The 20,448-nt window shown below is 62.5% G+C and carries 16 protein-coding genes; 13 read left to right on the top strand and 3 right to left on the bottom strand.

Annotated features, from left to right (window positions below; translation table 11 throughout):
* The first annotated feature begins 94 nt into the window (after window positions 1-94).
* From pilM to ACF8Q6_RS03175, 11 genes are all read left to right on the top strand, one after another.
* Entirely contained in the window at window positions 95-976 is an 882-nt protein-coding gene (pilM, locus tag ACF8Q6_RS03225; RefSeq protein ID WP_392489716.1) for a type IV pilus biogenesis protein PilM, read from the top strand.
* A complete protein-coding gene (locus tag ACF8Q6_RS03220) occupies window positions 973-1,509 on the top strand; it encodes a PilN domain-containing protein (RefSeq protein ID WP_392489714.1) in 537 nt (178 codons plus the stop codon). The genes pilM and ACF8Q6_RS03220 overlap by 4 nt, the downstream gene beginning before the upstream one ends.
* Window positions 1,510-1,520: 11 nt before the next feature.
* On the top strand, window positions 1,521-2,522 hold the full coding sequence (locus tag ACF8Q6_RS03215; RefSeq protein ID WP_392489717.1) for a pilus assembly protein PilP: 1,002 nt from the start codon (window positions 1,521-1,523) through the stop codon (window positions 2,520-2,522).
* Entirely contained in the window at window positions 2,446-3,708 is a 1,263-nt protein-coding gene (locus tag ACF8Q6_RS03210) for a type IV pilus secretin PilQ (protein ID WP_019752678.1), read from the top strand. The genes ACF8Q6_RS03215 and ACF8Q6_RS03210 overlap by 77 nt, the downstream gene beginning before the upstream one ends.
* A gap of 4 nt (window positions 3,709-3,712) precedes the next feature.
* Window positions 3,713-4,231 carry a shikimate kinase AroK gene (gene aroK / locus ACF8Q6_RS03205; RefSeq protein WP_010955625.1) on the top strand — a complete coding sequence of 173 codons (519 nt, stop codon included), beginning with the start codon at window positions 3,713-3,715 and terminating at the stop codon, window positions 4,229-4,231.
* 96 nt (window positions 4,232-4,327) lie between these two features.
* On the top strand, window positions 4,328-5,425 hold the full coding sequence (gene aroB, locus ACF8Q6_RS03200; RefSeq protein WP_003249149.1) for a 3-dehydroquinate synthase: 1,098 nt from the start codon (window positions 4,328-4,330) through the stop codon (window positions 5,423-5,425).
* 15 nt (window positions 5,426-5,440) lie between these two features.
* Entirely contained in the window at window positions 5,441-7,030 is a 1,590-nt protein-coding gene (locus ACF8Q6_RS03195; protein WP_019439128.1) for an SPOR domain-containing protein, read from the top strand.
* A gap of 373 nt (window positions 7,031-7,403) precedes the next feature.
* Window positions 7,404-11,849: a glutamate synthase large subunit gene (gene gltB / locus ACF8Q6_RS03190; RefSeq protein WP_004575494.1), complete on the top strand. Its 4,446-nt coding sequence runs from the start codon at window positions 7,404-7,406 to the stop codon at window positions 11,847-11,849.
* 123 nt (window positions 11,850-11,972) lie between these two features.
* A complete protein-coding gene (locus ACF8Q6_RS03185; protein ID WP_003249156.1) occupies window positions 11,973-13,391 on the top strand; it encodes an FAD-dependent oxidoreductase in 1,419 nt (472 codons plus the stop codon).
* 194 nt (window positions 13,392-13,585) lie between these two features.
* The gene (gene hemE / locus ACF8Q6_RS03180) at window positions 13,586-14,650 is read left to right on the top strand and encodes a uroporphyrinogen decarboxylase (protein ID WP_003249158.1); all 1,065 of its coding nucleotides are present in this window, start codon (window positions 13,586-13,588) and stop codon (window positions 14,648-14,650) included.
* Window positions 14,651-14,768: 118 nt separating this feature from the next.
* Window positions 14,769-15,116 carry a YgiW/YdeI family stress tolerance OB fold protein gene (locus ACF8Q6_RS03175; RefSeq protein WP_003249161.1) on the top strand — a complete coding sequence of 116 codons (348 nt, stop codon included), beginning with the start codon at window positions 14,769-14,771 and terminating at the stop codon, window positions 15,114-15,116.
* A gap of 67 nt (window positions 15,117-15,183) precedes the next feature.
* Here ACF8Q6_RS03175 and ACF8Q6_RS03170 read toward each other — a convergent pair whose 3' ends face one another.
* A complete protein-coding gene (locus ACF8Q6_RS03170; RefSeq protein ID WP_392493889.1) occupies window positions 15,184-16,371 on the bottom strand; it encodes an MFS transporter in 1,188 nt (395 codons plus the stop codon).
* Between the two features lie 165 nt (window positions 16,372-16,536).
* On the opposite strand from ACF8Q6_RS03170, the gene ACF8Q6_RS03165 reads away from it, so the two are divergent.
* Together ACF8Q6_RS03165 and ACF8Q6_RS03160 are read left to right on the top strand one after the other, a co-directional pair.
* Entirely contained in the window at window positions 16,537-17,436 is a 900-nt protein-coding gene (locus tag ACF8Q6_RS03165) for a LysR family transcriptional regulator (RefSeq protein WP_010955618.1), read from the top strand.
* A gap of 76 nt (window positions 17,437-17,512) precedes the next feature.
* Window positions 17,513-18,286: a ParA family protein gene (locus ACF8Q6_RS03160; RefSeq protein ID WP_392498283.1), complete on the top strand. Its 774-nt coding sequence runs from the start codon at window positions 17,513-17,515 to the stop codon at window positions 18,284-18,286.
* Here ACF8Q6_RS03160 and trxC read toward each other — a convergent pair.
* Both trxC and selO read right to left on the bottom strand, forming a co-directional pair.
* Entirely contained in the window at window positions 18,283-18,717 is a 435-nt protein-coding gene (trxC, locus tag ACF8Q6_RS03155; RefSeq protein ID WP_010955616.1) for a thioredoxin TrxC, read from the bottom strand. The two genes, ACF8Q6_RS03160 and trxC, sit on opposite strands and share 4 nt — an antisense overlap.
* 130 nt (window positions 18,718-18,847) lie before the next feature.
* A complete protein-coding gene (gene selO / locus ACF8Q6_RS03150) occupies window positions 18,848-20,308 on the bottom strand; it encodes a protein adenylyltransferase SelO (protein ID WP_392492000.1) in 1,461 nt (486 codons plus the stop codon).
* Window positions 20,309-20,448: the final 140 nt, after the last annotated feature.

Raw genomic sequence — 20,448 nt, 5'->3', positions numbered from 1 at the left:
CATCGACTCGATGTGTAGCCCTGGCCCAGTGTTGCCGCGGGGTTGCGACAGGTGGCTGCGCTTGGCAGCTGCAACAGACAGCACAGGAGTCGCGATGTTTGGACGCTTCGGCAAGGATGCCGGTTCACTGGTGGGGGTGGAAATCACGCCCGACGCCGTTCGGATGATGCAACTGCAGCAGCGCAATCGACGCTGGCGTGTGATGGGATCGGCACAAGAGCTGTTTCAGGCGCCGCTGGCCGATGACTGGGCTGAGGCGCCTGGGGAGGTGGTGGCTGCGCTGCAGCGCGCTTACCGGCGCAGCGGCCTCAGGCAACGCCGGGTAGCGCTGGCACTGCCGGCCAGTCAGGTTATCTGCAAGTTGTGCCATCTGCCGGTGGAGCAGAGCGGGGCGCAGTTGGAGGCACAACTGCTTGCCGATGCAGAGCGGCTGTTTCCGTTTCCGCTGGAAGACCTGGCCTTGGATTTTCAGGTCATGGGGGCTTCCCATGACCAGCCAGGTTGCTCAGAGGTAATGGTTGCTGCCTGTCGACAGAGTGCGCTGGCGTCACTCGAATCCGTCGTCGAGGAGGCGGGCTTGCAGTTGGAAGCCGTCGAGGTCGACACCATTGCCTTGTGCCGCATGTTGCCACAGGGTGGCCTTGAGGGAGCAGCGCTGCTGCGTGTCGAAACCCGCAGTGTAACGCTTCATGACTGGCAGCCAGGCAGGGTGTACCAGCGCTGTGAACTACAAACTACTGGCCCGGATATGAACGGGCAATGGCCAGAGCGCCTGCAGGCTTTACTTGCCAGGCAGAGCCTGCCTGCGGGGTTGTGGGTTGCCAGCAGCTCATCGATCAATCCGGGCTGGCTGCAAGGCCTTGGCAGCCGGCTGAATGTGCGGTGCACGTACCTGCCTGGGCTGGCAGGGCTTGAGCATGTTGATGGGGCGATGCTCCTGGCCTGCGCCTTGGCCTTGGGAGGTTTGCGCCCATGATGCGGCTGAACCTTCTGCCCTGGCGCGAACGGCAGCGTCAGGCGGCGCTGCGGCGCTTTCGAGGCCAGCTGATTGCTGGCGCACTCTTGGCTTTGTGCGCCGTGATGCTGGTCGACCAGCTGGCCCGCCAACGCGGGCAGCAGCAGGTGCTGGCCAATACCCAGCGCCAAGCGACCCTTGATGCACAAGGTGAGCAGTTGCAGCCGCTGGCCGAAGTGCGTGCACAGCATGAAGCGCTACTTGCCCGTGCGGTGGCCCTGGAAGGCCTGCGCGCCCATCAGGGAGTATTGGCCGGTGTCTTCGCCGACCTTGAAGGAGCGTTGCCTGAGGGTGTGCAGCTAATCGGCCTGACCCTTGATAGTGGCCGCTTGCAGGTGACAGGGTTGGCTGCTTCCGGTGCTGTGGTGGCGCAGTTCATGCGCGACTTGCACCGCTCGAACGTTTTGCTCGATCTGGAGCTCAAGCGCATCAAGAGCCTGCCGGACGGCGATGAGTTTCTGCTCACCGCTCGCGTCGCGGCGTTCTGGTCGTGAGTACCGCGCAGATGCTCGCTTGGCTGGCAGTGGTCGAGGGCTCAGGCCGCTTCCGACGGTTGGCGCCAGTGCTGGTGGCTGTTGTGTTGTTCAGCCTGGGCTGCGCGATGCGCCTGCCCGCCCTGTTGCAGCAGCAGGCGCGGGAGGATGCCAGGCATGTCGAGTTGAACCAGCTGCAGGCAGCCAATGCAGTGCAGTTGGCCGAACTGGAGCGGCTGAAGGCTTTAGTGTTGATTGCCGAGCAGCGGTTGCAAGAGGCGCACTGGTATCTGGCCGCCGGGGAGAGCATGAGCGACCTGCTTGAACGACTGGCAGTGTCGGGGCATGCACATGGCTTGCTTGTCGAACGCCTCGATGTAGATGAGGGTGAGCAACAGGCCGGATTCAGCAAGGTACCGCTGGTGGTGCAAGTGGTGGGGCGTTATCGGGCCTTGCGGCTGTGGCTGGACGACTGGTTAGGGCAGGCGCGGATTCTGCGCAGCGGTGACATGAGCCTGGCAACCGTTGATCGCCAGCCTGGACTGTTGCGCCTGCAGTTGCGGGTTGATGCCTATCACGCGGCTACGCCCATTAAGGCACCTGCAATGCTGGCGCACCTGCCGGCAAGGGCCGTAATGGTTGTACCTGAAGTGGACCCGTTTGCGCCCGCTGCGGCGCGAGTGGCCAGTGCCGGGCTGGTCGGCGTGCCGTTGGCGCAGCTGGAAATGGTCGGCAGCCTGGCGCGCGGGACGGCACGCGAGGCACTGCTGATGGCGGCTGGCAAGCTCTATCGCGTACGCCCGGGCGACCGGGTAGGGCGTGATCAGGGGGTAGTGATGCATGTAGACCAACGTCAGGTCGAAGTGCGTGAGCGGCTGTTCATGGCGGGGGTATGGCACGAGCGCACGGCGTTCATCACCCTCGCCAAGCGCCTGGGCAAGGAGGCCTCGGACCCGAATGAAAACGTGGATGAAATACCTGCTGGCAACCCTGCTGTCGATCCCGCTGGCTTCGGCGACGCCTTACCAGGGTGAACCCCTGTCGCTGAACTTCCAGGATGTAGAGGTGCGTGCGGTGCTGCAGGTGCTGGCTGACTACGCCGGCGTCAACCTGGTTGCCAGTGATGCGGTACAAGGCAGCGTCACTTTGCGTTTGCAGGACGTGCCGTGGGATCAGGCGCTCGACCTGGTGCTGCGCAGCAAGGGCCTGTCCCGGCGCCAGGAGGGCAATGTGCTGTTGGTGGCGCCTGCGGCCGAGTTTGCCGCGCAATCGGCAGACGCCCGGGTGAGCCAAGTGCTGGACGCGCAGCTGCAGCCATTGCGTCGGGAACTGCTGACCATTCACCACGCCAAGGCCGCCGATTTGGCGCAGTTGCTGCTGGCAAGTCTGGAGGGTGGCGGCATCTCCACGGGTAGCCTGAGTGTCGATGAGCGCACCAATACGCTGGTGGTGTACCTGCCCGCTGACCGCCTGGCCGAGATGCGCCAGTTGGTGGCGCAGTTGGACGTGCCGGTGCGTCAGGTAGCGATCGAGGCGCGTATCGTCGAGGCCAACGTCGATTATGAGAAAAGCCTGGGGGTACGCTGGGGTGGGCCGCTGTACGGCGAGAAACTGCGGCCCGGCAAGGAGCTGTTCGTCGACCTCGGTCTGGAACGAGCCGGCAGCAGTATCGGCCTGGGTCTGTTGCGCGGTGACGTGTTGCTGGACCTGGAGCTCAGTGCCATGGAAAAAAGCGGCAACGGCGAGATCATTTCGCAGCCCAAGGTGGTCACGGCTGACAAGGAAACGGCGAGGATCCTCAAGGGTACCGAGGTGCCTTACCAGGAAACCAGCCAAAGCGGCGCTACCTCGGTATCGTTTCGCGAAGCCTCGCTGTCGCTGGAAGTAACGCCACAGATCACTCCGGACAACAAGGTGATCATGACCGTCAGGGTGACCAAGGACGAGCCGGATTACGTCAATGCCTTGAACAACGTACCGCCGATCCGCAAGAACGAGGTCAATGCCAAGGTTCGTGTGGCTGACGGCGAAACGATCGTGATCGGTGGCGTCTACTCGACTTCGCAAAACAATGTGGTCGACAAGGTGCCATTTTTCGGCGATCTGCCGTATGTTGGGCGGCTGTTTCGACGCGATGCATTACAAGAGAAAAAATCCGAGCTGCTGGTCTTCCTGACTCCGCGTATCATGAGTGACCAGGCGATTGCTGTGAGTCGTTGATTCTGTGCGAAATTTGATACTTGTGGGGCCCATGGGCGCTGGTAAAAGCACCATCGGACGCCTGTTGGCCAAAGAGCTGCGCCTGCTGTTCAAGGATTCCGACAAGGAAATCGAACTGCGATGCGGCGCAAACATCCCGTGGATATTCGACAAGGAAGGCGAGCCGGGTTTCCGTGATCGCGAGCAAGCGATGATTGCCGAGTTGTGCGCGCTCGACGGTGTGGTGCTGGCCACCGGCGGTGGCGCGGTGATGCGCGAAGCCAACCGGCAGGCGCTGCATCAGGGTGGCCGGGTGATCTACCTGCATGCTTCGGTCGAGCAGCAAGTCGGTCGCACCGCGCGCGACCGCAATCGCCCGCTGCTGCGCACGGCCAATCCGGAGGCGACCTTGCGCACCTTGCTGGAAACCCGCGACCCGCTCTACCGCGAGATCGCCGACCTGGTGGTTGAAACCGACGAGCGGCCACCACGCATGGTGGTGATCGATATTCTCGAGCGCTTGCAGCAGTTGCCGCCCCGTTAACCCGGGACTATTCTCGGCCCCCAGCGCCGAGGCGAGGCTCAACGTTACCGCGCAGGTCGCCGGATGGCGCCGCGCCCAAGTACATTGTGGGGATACATGCAGACACTAAAGGTCGACCTGGGCGAGCGTAGCTACCCGATCTACATTGGCGAAGGCCTGCTGGACCAGCCTGAGCTGCTGGCGCCGCACATTGCGGGTCGGCAGGTAGCCATCGTTTCCAACGAGACCGTCGCGCCGCTGTATCTCGAACGCCTGAGCAAGGCCCTCGGAGCCTACTCGGTACTGCCCGTGGTGTTGCCCGATGGGGAAGCCCACAAGAACTGGGAAACATTGCAGCTGATCTTCGATGGCCTGCTGACAGCTCGGCATGATCGTCGTACTACTGTGGTCGCTCTGGGTGGTGGCGTGATTGGTGACATGGCCGGTTTCGCAGCCGCCTGCTACCAGCGCGGCGTCGACTTCATCCAGGTGCCGACTACCCTGTTGTCCCAGGTCGACTCTTCCGTGGGTGGCAAGACCGGCATCAATCATCCGCTGGGCAAGAACATGGTCGGTGCGTTCTATCAGCCCAATGCGGTGCTGATCGATACCACCAGCCTCAAGACCCTGCCAGCGCGCGAGCTGTCAGCAGGTCTGGCCGAAGTGATCAAGTACGGCCTGATTTGCGACAAGCCGTTCCTCGCCTGGCTCGAAGACAATATGCAGGCACTGCGTGCCCTCGATTCGGCAGCCCTGACCGAGGCCATCCGCCGCTCTTGCGCGGCCAAGGCCGCAGTGGTGGGTGCTGACGAGCGCGAGTCGGGCGTACGGGCCACGCTGAACCTGGGGCATACCTTCGGGCATGCTATCGAAACCCACATGGGCTATGGCGTGTGGCTGCACGGCGAGGCTGTCGCGGCGGGCACAGTGATGGCCCTGGAAATGTCCATGCGCCTTGGCTGGATCGACCAGGCTGAGCGCGATCGTGGAATCCGCCTGTTGCAGGACGCAGGTTTGCCGGTGGTGCCACCACAGGAAATGACCCCGGCGCATTTCATGGAGCACATGGCGGTCGACAAGAAGGTGCTCGACGGTCGTTTGCGTTTGGTGCTGCTGCGCCAAATGGGCGAGGCCGTGGTGACCGACGACTATTCGAAAGAGATTCTTCAGGCCACGCTGTCGGCGGATTACCGCGCGATCGTGGCCCAGCTTTGAGGTTGTGACAGCGCAATGACAAGTTTGCATGCCGATGAGGCCTTTCTCGACCATTACCAGTTGAGCCATGATCCGTTCGCGCCCCGCGTACCTGGCTTCAAGTTCTTCCCGGCCCAGCGCAAACCGGTGCTTGGCCAACTGCACCACCTGGCGCGCTATAGCCAGTTGATGCTGGTGGTCAGCGGCCCGTTGGGCAGCGGCAAGTCGCTACTTCGCCAGGCCCTGGTGGCCAGCACCAACAAGCAGACTGTGCAAAGTGTGGTGGTGTCGGCCCGCAGCGCCAGCGACGCCTCCAGTATGCTCGCGCAGGTCGCGCAGGAGCTGGGTGTGGCCCAGCCCGAGGTGCAGGCGATCCTGTCGAAGGTGGTGCAGCTGGCACTGACCGGGCAGGAAGTGTATTTGCTGGTGGACGATGCGGAACAACTCGACGAGTCGGCACTCCAAGCGTTGCTGGAGTTGGCGGCGGGGGTTCCTGAAGGGCGTCCGCACGTGTTTCTGTTCGGTGAGCCATCGCTGATTGCCGGGCTGGATGAGCTCAATGTCGAGGAAGAACGTTTCCACATCATCGAGCTTGCGCCCTACAGTGAAGAAGAAACCCGCGAGTACCTGGAGCAGCGCCTGGAAGGGGCTGGTCGGGGCATCGAGGTGTTCAGCCGTGAACAGATCGCCGATATCCATGAAAACTCCGACGGCTGGCCTGGCAACATCAATCAGGTCGCCCGTGACACTTTGATCGAAGCCATGATCGCCAGCCGCTCGACGGCCAAGCGACCAACCATGGGGTTCAAGATGCCTAAAAAACATGTGCTCGCACTGTCCGCTGTGGTCGTGGTTGCCGTTGCGGCCGCGGTATTGATGCCCAAGAAAGGCGACAAGGCCCCTGCCGAAGCGCCGGCCGCCCAGGCCCAGTTGCCGCTGGGTGACGGCAAGCAGGGTGCTGCCATCGAGTTCTCTGGCTCGTCCCAGCCAATGCCGCTGCCACTGGTTGGCCAGTCGCAGCCGGTGATGCGCGAGCCGCTGGCCCAAGCCGCAGGCATGGGCGAGGGTGAAGAGGGAGGCCCGGCTGTCGACACCGCGCTGCAGCCTGGCAACCCGCCACCCACCGTGACCACCATCGCTCCGCCACAAGGTGTGCCGGCTGGCCCGGCGCCTGCGCCTGCCCAGCCCGTGCAGTCGGTTGCGCCTGCGCCCAAGCCTGTTGCAACCCAGCCCGCCAAGCCGGTTGCGCCGGCCAAGCCAGCACCGGCGCCGACCCAGGTCGCCGTGGCCAAGCCGGCTGCCAAAGCTGCCGAAAAACCAGCCGCCGCTGGCGCTGGCAACAGTGGCTGGTATGCCGGACAGAAGCCGGGCAATTATGTGGTGCAGATCCTTGGTACCAGCTCCGAAGCGTCGGCCCAGGCTTACGTCAAGGCCCAGGGTGGCGACTATCGCTACTTCAAGAAAAACCTGCAGGGCAAGCCTCTGTACGTCGTGACTTACGGCAGTTTCGCCAACCGCGACGCAGCGGTTGCGGCAATCAAGAACTTGCCAGCGAAGGTCCAGGCTGGTAAACCTTGGCCACGTACCGTCGGCAGCGTCCAACAAGAGCTGGCCACGGCCCGCTGATACCTTCCGGGCGGCATCACCCCGCCGCCCAGTAGCTAAGCGAATTCTAGCTTTCGACTAGCCTGCTGCGCCCGAGCGCGGCAGGCTTTTCTGTCCCGGACTGCCGGCCACAAGCCCCTAGTTGCAGTCATGGCTGAAACGCTTCAGACTCGAGCCAAGCCGCTATCACGGCGCATGGCGCAAAAACATTCAAAATTGCGACATAAATTTTCAATGATGAGACATGAAAATTTGTGGGCGTCGCTGTCGCTGTGCAACAATGGTTTTCCATGACCACCGCAAAAAAGCTGGCGTTTGATCGGCGTGGATGGTAAGTGGTTGTTAAAAAAGAGATTTACCTCCGTTGAGAGGTGAACCTGGTGAGAATGTGTCTATGAAAACAGGTCTGTACCATCCCGAAGAATTCAAGGACAACTGTGGTTTTGGCCTGATCGCCCATATGACGGGTGTGCCGAGCCACCACCTTCTGCAAACCGCCATGCAGGCGCTGACGTGCATGACCCACCGCGGTGGCATCAATGCCGACGGCAAGACCGGTGACGGTTGCGGTCTGCTCATGCAGAAGCCCGATCAATTCCTGCGTGCCATGGCCCAGGAGCACTTCGCTGTCGAGCTGCCCAAGCAGTACGCCGTCGGCATGGTGTTCTTCAACCAGGACCCGGTCAAAGCCGAAGCTGCCCGCGCCAACATGGACCGCGAGATCGTCGCCGCTGGCCTGAAACTGGTCGGCTGGCGCAAGGTGCCGATCGACACCAGCGTCCTTGGCCGCCTGGCCCTTGAGCGCCTGCCGCAGATCGAGCAGGTGTTCATTGGCGGTGAAGGCCTGAGCGACCAGGAATTTGCCATCAAGCTGTTCAGTGCCCGTCGTCGTTCGTCGGTGGCCAACGCCCACGACGCCGACCACTACATCTGCAGCTTCTCGCACAAGACCATCATCTACAAAGGCCTGATGATGCCGCGCGATCTCGCGGCGTTTTATCCAGACCTGGGTGACGAGCGCCTGCAAACCGCGATCTGCGTGTTCCACCAGCGCTTCTCCACCAACACCCTGCCGAAATGGCCGCTGGCGCAGCCGTTCCGCTTCCTCGCCCATAACGGCGAGATCAACACCATCACCGGCAACCGTAACTGGGCCGTGGCTCGTCGCACCAAGTTCGCCAATGACCAGATCCCCGACCTCGAAGAGCTCGGCCCGCTGGTCAACCGCGTCGGTTCCGACTCGTCCAGCATGGACAACATGCTGGAACTGATGGTCACCGGTGGCATCGACCTGTTCCGCGGCGTGCGCATGCTGGTACCGCCAGCGTGGCAGAACGTCGAGACCATGGACGCCGACCTGCGCGCCTTCTACGAATACAACTCCATGCACATGGAACCGTGGGATGGCCCGGCCGGTATCGTCATGACCGAAGGCCGCCACGCGGTGTGCCTGCTCGACCGCAACGGCCTGCGCCCGGCGCGCTGGGTAACAACCACCAATGGTTACATCACCATCGCCTCGGAAATCGGCGTATGGGGCTATCAGCCTGAGGAAGTGCTGGCCAAGGGCCGTGTCGGCCCGGGCCAGATCCTTGCCGTGGACACCGAAACCGGCCAGATCCTCGACACCGACGCCATCGACAACCGCCTGAAGTCGCGGCACCCGTACAAGCGCTGGTTGCGCCAGCACGCTACGCGTATCCAGGCGACGCTGACCGACGACCAGGGTGTGGCCAGCTACGACGCTGACCAGCTCAAGCAATACATGAAGATGTTCCAGGTCACCTTCGAAGAGCGTGACCAGGTACTGCGCCCGTTGGGTGAGCAGGGCCAGGAAGCCGTTGGCTCGATGGGTGACGACACGCCGATGGCCGTGCTGTCGCAGCGCGTGCGCTCGCCGTACGACTTCTTCCGCCAGCAGTTCGCTCAGGTAACCAACCCGCCGATCGACCCGCTGCGCGAAGCGATCGTGATGTCGCTGGAAATCTGCCTGGGTGCTGAGCGCAACATCTTCCAGGAGTCCCCGGAGCACGCTTCGCGGGTCATTCTCAGCTCGCCGGTCATCTCGCCCGCCAAGTGGCGTTCGCTGATGAACCTGGAGCGCGAAGGCTTCGACCGCCAGCTGATCGACCTCAACTATGAGCAGGGCGTTGGCCTGGAAGCGGCCATCCGCAACATTGCCGACCAGGCCGAAGAGGCTGTGCGTGGGGGCAAGACCCAGCTGGTGCTGAGCGACCGTTATATCGCCCCGGGCAAGCTGCCGGTGCACGCTTCGCTGGCCGTTGGTGCAGTGCACCACCGCCTGACCGAACAGGGCCTGCGTTGCGACAGCAACATCCTGGTGGAAACCGCTACCGCCCGTGATCCGCATCACTTCGCCGTGCTGCTGGGCTTCGGTGCCTCGGCCGTTTACCCGTACCTGGCGTATGAAGTACTGGCTGACCTGATCCGTACCGGCGAAGTGCTGGGCGACCTGGACGAAGTGTTCAAGTACTACCGCAAAGGTATCTCCAAGGGCCTGCTGAAGATCCTGTCCAAGATGGGTATCTCCACCATCGCCTCGTACCGCGGTGCACAGCTGTTCGAAGCCATTGGCCTGGCCGAGGAAGTGGTCGGCCTGAGCTTCAAGGGCGTGTCCAGCCGCATCAAGGGTGCGCGCTTCGAAGACCTGGAAAACGACCAGAAGCTGCTGGCGGCCGAAGCCTGGAGCGCGCGCAAGCCGATCCAGCAAGGTGGCCTGCTGAAGTTCGTCCACGGTGGCGAATACCACGCCTACAACCCGGACGTGGTCAACACCCTGCAAGCCGCCGTGCAGCAGGGCGACTACGCCAAGTTCAAGGAATACACCACGCTGGTGGACCAGCGCCCGGTGTCGATGATCCGTGACTTGCTCAAGGTGAAGGTGGCCGACCAGCCGCTGGCGCTGGAGCAGATCGAGCCGCTGGAGGCGATTCTCAAGCGTTTCGACTCGGCGGGTATCTCGCTGGGTGCACTGTCGCCGGAAGCTCACGAAGCGCTGGCCGAGGCCATGAACCGCCTGGGCGCGCGCTCCAACTCGGGTGAAGGCGGCGAAGACCCGTCGCGCTATGGCACCATCAAGAGCTCGAAGATCAAGCAGGTGGCCACCGGCCGTTTTGGTGTGACCCCGGAGTATCTGGTCAACGCCGAAGTGCTGCAGATCAAGGTTGCCCAGGGCGCCAAACCGGGTGAGGGCGGCCAGTTGCCGGGCGGAAAGGTCAACGGCCTGATCGCCAAGCTGCGTTATGCGGTACCGGGCGTGACCCTGATCTCGCCACCGCCCCACCATGACATCTACTCGATCGAAGATCTGGCCCAGCTGATCTACGACCTCAAGCAGGTCAACCCACAGGCGCTGGTATCGGTCAAGTTGGTAGCCGAAGCGGGCGTGGGCACCATCGCCGCAGGTGTGGCCAAGGCCTATGCCGACCTGATCACCATCTCCGGTTACGACGGTGGTACCGGTGCTTCGCCGCTGACCTCGATCAAATACGCCGGCGCCCCTTGGGAGCTGGGCCTTGCGGAAACCCACCAGACCCTGCGCGGCAATGACCTGCGTGGCAAGGTGCGGGTGCAGACCGACGGCGGCCTGAAAACCGGCCTGGACGTGATCAAGGCGGCCATCCTCGGCGCCGAAAGCTTCGGCTTTGGTACCGCGCCAATGATTGCCCTGGGCTGCAAGTACCTGCGCATCTGCCACCTGAACAACTGCGCCACCGGCGTGGCCACCCAGAACGACAAGCTGCGCAAGGACCACTACATCGGCACCGTCGACATGGTGATCAACTTCTTCACCTTTGTCGCCGAAGAAACCCGCGAGTGGTTGGCCAAGCTGGGTGTGCGCAGCCTTGGCGAGTTGATCGGCCGTACCGACCTGCTCGAAGTGCTGCCAGGTGACACCGAACGCCAGCAGTACCTGGACCTGTCGCCGCTGCTGGGCAGCTCGCACATTCCGGCGGACAAACCGCAGTTCTGCGAAGTCGACAAGAACCCACCGTTCGACCTGGGCGAGTTGGCCGAGAAGATGGTTGATATGGCCATGCCGGCCATCCGCGACCAGGCGGGTGGCGAGTTCAGCCTCGACATCTGCAACTGCGACCGCTCCATCGGTGCGCGTGTGTCGGGCGAAATCGCCCGCCTGCATGGCAACCAGGGCATGGCCGCGGCGCCGATCACCTTCCGCTTCAAGGGGACTGCGGGCCAGAGCTTTGGCGTGTGGAACGCCGGTGGCCTGAACCTGCACCTGGAAGGCGACGCCAACGATTACGTCGGCAAAGGCATGACCGGTGGCAAGGTCACCATCGTGCCGCCAGCCGGCAGCCCGTTCGAAACCCAGCACAGCGCCATCGTCGGCAACACCTGCCTGTACGGTGCCACTGGCGGCAAGCTGTTTGCCGCAGGTACTGCGGGCGAGCGCTTCGCTGTGCGTAACTCCGGCGCCCATGCTGTTGTCGAGGGCACTGGCGATCACTGCTGTGAATACATGACCGGCGGCTTTGTCTGCGTTCTGGGCAAGACCGGTTACAACTTCGGTTCTGGCATGACTGGCGGCTTTGCCTACGTGCTCGACATGGACAATAGCTTCGTCGACAAGCTCAACCACGAGCTGGTGGAAATCCAGCGTATCAGTGGCGAAGCGATGGAGGCCTACCGTAGCCACCTGGCGCGTGTCCTTGCCGAGTATGTGGATGAGACCGGCAGCGAGTGGGGGCGTGAGCTCTCGGAGAACCTGGACGACTACGTGCGGCGCTTCTGGCTGGTCAAGCCGAAGGCAGCCAACCTGAAGCAGCTGTTGTCCAGCACCCGTGCCAACCCGCAGTAAAAACAGCTGCAAGTGGCAAGCCTCAAGCTGCACGTAATGGCAGTGAGAGGTTTGCCCGGCTTAAGTGATCGTCTTGCGGCTTGCAGCGTGTAGCTTGCAGCTGCTGTAAAGAGGTTTTGAAAAATGGCTGAACGTCTGAACAACGACTTCCAGTTCATCGAAGTGGGCCGAAAGGACCCGAAAAAAAAGCTGTTGCGCCAGCGCAAGAAGGAGTTCGTGGAAATCTACGAACCGTTCAAGCCGCAGCAGTCCGTGGAGCAGGCGCACCGCTGCCTGGGCTGCGGTAACCCGTATTGCGAGTGGAAGTGCCCGGTACACAACTTCATCCCCAACTGGTTGAAGCTGGTCTCCGAAGGCAACATCCTGGCTGCGGCGGAACTGTCGCACCAGACCAACACCCTGCCGGAAGTATGCGGCCGTGTTTGCCCGCAAGACCGCCTGTGCGAGGGTGCCTGCACCCTGAACGACGGTTTCGGCGCGGTGACCATCGGCTCGGTGGAGAAGTACATCACCGACACCGCCTTCGCCATGGGCTGGCGCCCGGACATGTCCAAGGTCAAGCCCACCGGCAAGCGCGTTGCCATCATCGGCGCCGGCCCGGCGGGCCTGGGCTGCGCCGACGTGCTGGTGCGCGCCGGGGTAACCCCGGTGGTGTTCGACAAAAACCCTGAGATCGGTGGCCTGCTGACCTTCGGTATCCCCGAGTTCAAGCTGGAAAAGACCGTGCTCAGCAACCGCCGTGAAGTGTTCACCGGCATGGGCATCGAGTTCCGCCTGAACACCGAGGTGGGCAAGGACGTGACCATGGAACAGCTGCTCGCCGAGTACGACGCGGTGTTCATGGGCATGGGTACCTACACCTACATGAAGGGCGGCTTCCCGGGCGAAGACCTGCCGGGCGTGCATGACGCACTGGACTTCCTGATCGCCAACGTCAACCGCAACCTGGGCTTCGAGAAGTCGCCGGAAGACTTCGTCGACATGCAGGGCAAGAAAGTGGTGGTGCTGGGTGGTGGTGACACCGCGATGGACTGCAACCGTACCTCGATCCGTCAGGGTGCCAAGGCGGTGACCTGTGCTTATCGTCGTGACGAAGCCAACATGCCGGGTTCGCGCAAAGAGGTGAAGAACGCCAAGGAAGAGGGTGTGAAATTCCTCTACAACCGCCAGCCCATCGCCATTGTGGGTGAGGACAAGGTCGAAGGTGTCAAAGTGGTCGAGACCCGCCTGGGCGAGCCTGATGCCCGTGGCCGTCGCAGCCCTGAGCCAATCCCGGGCTCCGAAGAGATCCTGCCGGCAGACGCCGTGGTAATCGCCTTCGGCTTCCGCCCGAGCCCGGCGCCGTGGTTTGAACAGCATGGCATTCAGCTGGACAGCCAGGGCCGTGTGGTTGCCCCGGAGAAGGGCAAGTTCAAGCACCAGACCAGCAACCCGAAAGTGTTTGCCGGTGGCGACATGGTGCGCGGTTCGGACCTGGTGGTGACTGCGATCTTTGAAGGGCGTACGGCTGCCGAGGGTATCCTGGACTACCTCGAAGTCTGATTGGCGACCTATTCGCGGGCAGGCCCGCTCCCACAGGGTTAAGCGTAGAACCCGTGGTAGCGGGCATGCCCGCGAAGCTTTTGTATACAAAAACGCTTGATCTGTGGCATCCAATAGACAAAACACATGGCCATGGCCGTGCCTTTTGCGCTGGTGTCTGAGAAAATGCCCGCACTATTTTTCCGGATGCCGACATGACTGCCCTGAAGAACGATCGTTTCCTGCGTGCACTGCTCAAGCAACCCGTAGACGTCACCCCGGTGTGGATGATGCGCCAGGCCGGCCGCTACCTGCCGGAGTACCGCGCCAGCCGCGCCAAGGCCGGTGACTTCATGAGCCTGTGCATGAACCCGCAGTTCGCCTGCGAGGTCACCCTGCAGCCGCTGGACCGCTACCCGCTGGACGCAGCGATCCTGTTCTCGGACATCCTTACCATTCCCGATGCCATGGGCCTGGGCCTGTACTTCGAAACCGGCGAAGGCCCGCGTTTCAAGAAGGTCATCAGCACCCCCGCTGACATCGAAGCGCTGCCAGTCCCGGACCCACAGAAAGACCTCGGCTACGTGATGGACGCGGTCAGCACCATTCGCCGTGAGCTCAATGGCCGTGTGCCGTTGATCGGCTTCTCCGGCAGCCCGTGGACCCTGGCCACCTACATGGTCGAAGGCGGCTCGTCGAAGGACTTCCGCAAGACCAAGGCCATGGCCTACGACAACCCGCAAGCCCTGCACCTGCTGCTGGACAAGCTGGCCCAGTCGGTCACCAGCTACCTTAACGGCCAGATCCTGGCCGGCGCCCAGGCCGTACAGATCTTCGACACCTGGGGCGGCAACCTGTCCGCGGCGGCCTACCAGGAGTTCTCACTGGCCTACATGCGCAAGATCGTCAGCGGCCTGATCCGCGAGCACGAGGGGCGCAAGGTGCCGGTGATCCTGTTCACCAAGAATGGTGGCTTGTGGCTGGAAAGCATCGCCGACGCAGGTGCCGACGCACTGGGCCTGGACTGGACCTGCGAGATCGGCGACGCCCGCCGCCGCGTGGGTGACAAGGTGGCGCTGCAAGGCAACATGGACCCGACCGTGCTTTACGCCAAGCCCGAGGCCATTCGCAAGGAAGTGGCGCGCATCCTGGCCAGCTATGGCCACGGCACTGGCCATGTGTTCAACCTTGGCCATGGCATTACCCCGGAAGTCGACCCGGAGCATGCCGGCGTGTTCATCAACGCCGTGCACGAGCTGTCGGCGCAGTATCACCAGTGAGGTGACACGCGGAAACCATAAGCCCGGTCATGTGCCGGGCTTTTATGTTGCATTAAGTTTTAATTCAGCGATCGTCGTTAATCTGGTCCCATCGAAACCGAAACAGGACCCGATCCTCATGAAAATCCGTTATCTTGCCCTTATCCTCGCCCCCTTGTTCAGCGCTGGCGCATTTGCCGCTGGCTACACCGGCCCTGGCGCCCAGTCGGTAACCACGGTTGCCGCCGCGAACGACGCCGCCGATGACACCCCCGTCGTGCTGCAGGGCTTCGTGACCAAGAAGATTAACAACGACGACAAGTACGAGTTCAAGGACAACACCGGCACCATCACTGTCGAGATCGACGATGAGGACCTGCCGCCGACGCCGTTCAACGACAAGACCAAGGTGAAGCTGACCGGTGAGGTGGAAAAGCACCTGATGAGCCGGGAAGTGGATGTGGATATTGTCGAGATCATCAACTGATCTGATGGCCTCTTCATGGGCACGCCCGCTCCCACAGGTTGTGGGTGCGGGCATGCCCATGAATGCATCACACCGATTTGGGTGGTAACTTGCTCAGGTGCAACGCCACCAGCAATGCCACCGCCAGCAGGCTGCCAATGAACAGCCCGATCCCGTTCCAGCCCCACTGGTGCCAGAACACCCCGCCCGCCGTACCGGCCACGCTGGAGCCGGCGTAGTAGCAGAACAGGTACAGTGACGACGCCTGCCCCTTGGCTTTCAGCGCCCGGCGGCCGATCCAGCTGCTGGCCACCGAGTGCGCACCAAAGAAGCCGAAGGTGAACACCAGCATGCCCACGATCACCATCACCAGCGGACTGGCCAGTGTCAACAGCAAGCCACCCGCCATTACCACGATACTGGCCCAGAACACCTTGCGCCGGCCCAGTTTGTCCGCCAGGGCGCCGACCTGTGCCGAACTGTAGATACCCGACAGGTAAACCACCGACAGCAAGCCGACCAGCGCCTGGTTCATGTGGTAGGGCTCGGCCAGCAGGCGGTAGCCGATGTAGTTGAACAGGGTGACGAAGGCGCCCATCAGCAGGAAGGCTTCAAGGAACAGCCAGGGCAGGCCTGCATCCTTGAAGTGCATGACAAAGCCGTCCAGCAGGCTGCGTGGGTTCATCGTCTGTGCGCGGAAATTGCGTGATTCCGGCAGCACCTTCCAGAACACCAGCGCGGCCACCAGGGCCAGGCCGCCAATGGTCAGCATCGCCGTGTGCCAGCTGACGAAGTCGATCAGTACGCCAGTGATGAGCCGCCCGCTCATGCCGCCAATCGCGTTGCCGCCGATGTACAGGCCCATGGCCAGGCCAATGTGTTGCGGGTGAATCTCTTCGCTCAGGTAGGTCATCGCCACTGCCGCCAGGCCGCTCAGCGACAGGCCGACCAAGGCGCGGGTGGCCAGTACCAGCTCCCAGCTGGGCATCACTGCGCTGGCCAAGGTGGACAGGGCGGCGCAGACCAGCGCGAACACCATCACGGGTTTGCGCCCGATGCGGTCAGAAATGGGGCCGGTGATCAGCAGGCCGAACGCCAGCATGGCGGTGGACACCGACAGCACCAGGCTGCTCTGCGCCGCGTTGATGGAAAACTCGTTGGATAGCAGAGGCATCATTGGCTGTACGCAGTACAGCAAGGCGAAGGTGGCGAAACCGCCGCTGAACAAGGCCAGCACGGTTTTCATGAAAGCGGGTGTGCCTTTTTCGATCCACATTTCGGTCAGGATGGCAGGTTGTGGCTCAAGGAGGAGGGGGGCTACTGCAGTTTTCACGGGCGGGTACCTCTGGCGCAATGAAAAAAGCATATAGCTGGCTAACGATTAGATCCAATATATTGTTCGACCTATTTGAGATGTTTTACGACTTGATTGGAGCGGATCATGGAACTGCGTCATCTGCGTTACTTCATTGCTGTGGCCGAAGAGCTGCACTTTGGCCGCGCCGCCCAGCAGCTGGGTATTTCCCAGCCGCCCTTGAGTCAGCAGATCCAGGCCCTGGAGCAGGAGTTAGGGGCCCGGTTGTTCGACCGTACCAATCGTCGTGTCGAACTGAGCGAGGCCGGGCGATTGTTCCTCGAGGAAGCGCGCCAGGTATTGGCGCAGGTGGAGAAGGCTGCGGATGTCGCCCGGCGTGCGCAGTTGGGCGAGCTGGGGGAGATGAAAATCGGTTTCACTTCCTCGGCCCCGTTCACCTCGAAAATCCCCAAGGCCATTCATGCCTTCCGTCAGCGCTTTCCGGCGGTGCACCTGAACCTCAAGGAAATGAGCAGCCGTGATGTTGCCGAAGGGGTATTCGACGAGTCCATCGAGGTGGGGTTGATGCGGCCGATGCCGCTGCCGGAGGGGTTGGTGGCCACCGAGTTGTTCCGAGAACCGTTGGTGGCGGTGATCAATGCTTCGCATCCGCTGGCTGAGGGCACTGAGCAAGGCGTCTACATGGCGGCGTTGGCCCCTGAGCCCTTCGTGTTCTTCCCGCGCAGTTATGGCAGCGGCTTGCATGCACAATTGCTGAGCCTGGCGCGACATGCGGGTTTCAGCCCCCATTTTGCGCAAGAGGCAGGGGAAGCGATGACCATCATCGGCCTGGTCTCGGCGGGGCTGGGGGTGTCGGTGTTGCCGGCGTCGTTCCAGCGCATGCGCATAGAAGGGGTGGTGTACCGCACCCTGCTCGATGAAGAGGCGATGACGGCGGTGTGGCTGGTGCAGCGCGAGCGTGGTCATTCGGTGATGGCCAAGGCATTTGCCGAGTTGTTGACAGGGCAGGTGGTCGGTCAGGCGTGATGCCGGTCAAATGGCACTGGTCATTGCCCCACTGCCGCCACATACTCGGGCATTCGTTGATACACGGAGGTCAATCATGCGGCGCGTGGTGTTCAATCAGAAAGGTGGCGTGGGCAAGTCGAGCATTGCCTGCAACCTGGCGGCGGTCAGTGCCAATGAAGGCTACCGGACCTTGTTGATCGACCTGGATGCCCAGGCGAACTCGACCCAATACCTCACCGGCCTGACCGGCGAGGACATCCCCATGGGCATCGCCGACTTCTTCAAGCAAAGCCTTTCCAGCGGGCCGTTCAGCAAGAAGAACAAGGTCGATATCTACGAAACCCCGTTCGACAACCTGCATGTGGTCACCGCCACTGCCGAGCTGGCCGACCTGCAGCCAAAGCTGGAGGCAAAACACAAGATCAACAAGCTGCGCAAGTTGCTCGACGAGCTGGACGAGGATTACGAGCGTATCTACATCGATACCCCGCCGGCGCTTAATTTCTATGCGGTTTCTGCGCTGATCGCTGCCGATCGCGTGCTGATCCCCTTCGACTGCGACAGCTTTTCGCGCCAGGCCCTGTATGGCCTGCTGGCCGAGATCGAAGACCTCAAGGAAGACCACAACGAAGACCTGGTGGTCGAAGGCATCGTGGTCAACCAGTTCCAGTCACGTGCCAGCCTGCCGCAGCAGATGCTCGACGAACTGCTGGCCGAAGGGTTGCCGGTGCTGCCGGTGTACTTGGGCAGCTCGGTGAAAATGCGCGAATCGCACCACGCCAGCCTGCCGCTGATTCACCTGGAGCCGCGGCACAAGCTGACTCAGCAGTTTATCGAGCTGCATTCGCTGCTTGAAGAAAACGCTTAAACCCCTTGGCTACGCAGCCACTCCAGCAGCGACTGGAGTGGAAACGCCCCGGCCTGGCGGCTGATTTCGCGGCCGTTCTTGAACAGCAGCAGGCTGGGGATCGAGCGTATGCCCAGTTGCCCTGCGAGGTTACGGTTGGCTTCGCTGTCGAGCTTGGCCAGGCGGCAGCGGCCAGCAAGCTTCCGGGCGGCCTCTTCGAAGGTGGGGGCGAATGACTTGCACGGGCCGCACCAGTCGGCCCAGATGTCGACCAGCAGCGGCAGGTCGCCTTTGATCTGGCTGGCATAGCTGGCTTCGGTGAGCTCGAAAGGGGTGCTCAACAGCACATCCTTTTTGCAGCGACCGCATTTCGGCGCATCGCCCAGGCGCTCGGCGGGCAGGCGGTTGAGGCCGTTGCAGTGGGGGCAGGGGATTACCAGTGGGTCGGTCATTTCATCTCCGGTGTTGGGATCACGGTTTCCTTGTGGGAGCGGGCGTGCCCGCGAACACCGGCGAAGCCGGTGCAATCCATCACGTTGCCTGCTTCGCGGGCACGCCCGCTCCCACAGGATTCGGCGTTAATCAGGAAGAGCAGCTGATTTCCAGGTGCTTGCCCCACTCCGGCGGTCGCTCGGCGTAGGCTTGCATCCCGGGCTGTTCCTCGAAAGGCCTGGCCAGGACTTGGTGCAGCCGTCGAACTTCACTGTAATCCCCCGCCTCGGCCGCTTCGATGGCTTTCTGCGCCAGGTAGTTGCGCAGCACGTACAGCGGGTTCACCGCATGCATCCGCTCGCGGCGGCCTTCGGCATTGCCGGGCTCACGCCCACAGCGGGCCAGGTAGTCTGCGCCCCAGGCATCGAAACCGGCCAGGTCGATAAAGTCATCGCGCGCCACCTTCAGCGCCTCGGCCACCGGCTGCTCACCCAGCTTGCGGAAGAACAGGCTGTAATCCACGCCACCGCGTTGCATGCACTGCAGCAGGCGCTCGACCAGCGCCATGTCATCATCTTCGGCGGTGGTCAGCCCCAGGCGCCGGCGCATCAGGTCCAGGTAATGGGCCTGGTACAGCGGCAGGAACAGGCCCAACGCTTCCTTCAGTGGCTCAACTTCGATCACGGTGGTCAGTGCCTGGGCCAGCGCGCTGAGGTTCCAGTGGGCGATGGGCACCTGGTTGGCGTAGCTGTAGCGGCCTCGATCGTCGGAGTGGTTGCAGACGAAGTTGGCGTCGAAGTCATCCAGAAACGCGTAGGGGCCAAAATCGAAGGTGATGCCGAGGATCGACATGTTGTCGGTGTTCATCACGCCGTGGCAGAAGCCATACGCCTGCCAGCGGGCGATCAGTTCGGCATTGCGCTCGACGATGGTGCGGAACATGGCCAGGTAGGGCTGCTCGGCGTCACGGCATTCGGGATAGTGCTGTTCGAGCACGTGGTCGATCAACACGCGCTGCTGCTCGGGCTGCTTGGTGTAGTAGAAGTACTCGAAATGGCCGAAACGCACATGGCTCTGCGCCAGACGCGTCAGCATGGCCGCGCTTTCACGGGTTTCGCGCCACACCGGGGTGCTGGAACCGATCACACACAGTGCCCGGCTGGTAGCGATACCCAGGGCGTGCAGGGCTTCGGAGGCGAGGAACTCGCGAATTGAGGAGCGCAGCACGGCGCGGCCGTCACCCATGCGGGAGTAGGGTGTCTGGCCGGCGCCCTTGAGGTGCAGGTCCCAGTGTTCGCCTGCGTCGTTGAGCACTTCGGCCAGCAGCAGGCCACGGCCGTCGCCCAGACGTGGGTTGTACGAACCGAACTGGTGGCCGGAATAAACCATCGCCCGAGGGTCGGCCTCTTCCCACAGTTTGTGGCCGCTGAACAGTTCGGCGAACACCGGCAGCTCGGCCTGGGCGGGGTCGAGGTCGAGCAAGGCCATGGCCGACTCGCTCGCTACCACCAGGCGCGGGTCTGCAATGGGCTCGGGCAGCACCTGGGTGGAGAACGCATCGCCCAGGCGGGCGAAGCGGTTGTCGAAGGTGAGTTGGTCGAGGGCTTTCACGGGACTGCTCCTTGGAATCGGTGCCAATGGGGCCGCTTGGCGGCCCCTCGCGGGTGAACCCGCCCCTACAAAGAACATGCAGCGCCTGAAAGCAGTGCGGTCCCTGTGTAGGAGCGGGTTTACCCGCGAACGAGGGCGAA

The organism is Pseudomonas sp. GLN_2, assembly GCF_043106005.1.
Lineage (GTDB): Bacteria > Pseudomonadota > Gammaproteobacteria > Pseudomonadales > Pseudomonadaceae > Aquipseudomonas > Aquipseudomonas alloputida.
This window is presented reverse-complemented; position numbering and strand designations above follow the sequence as displayed.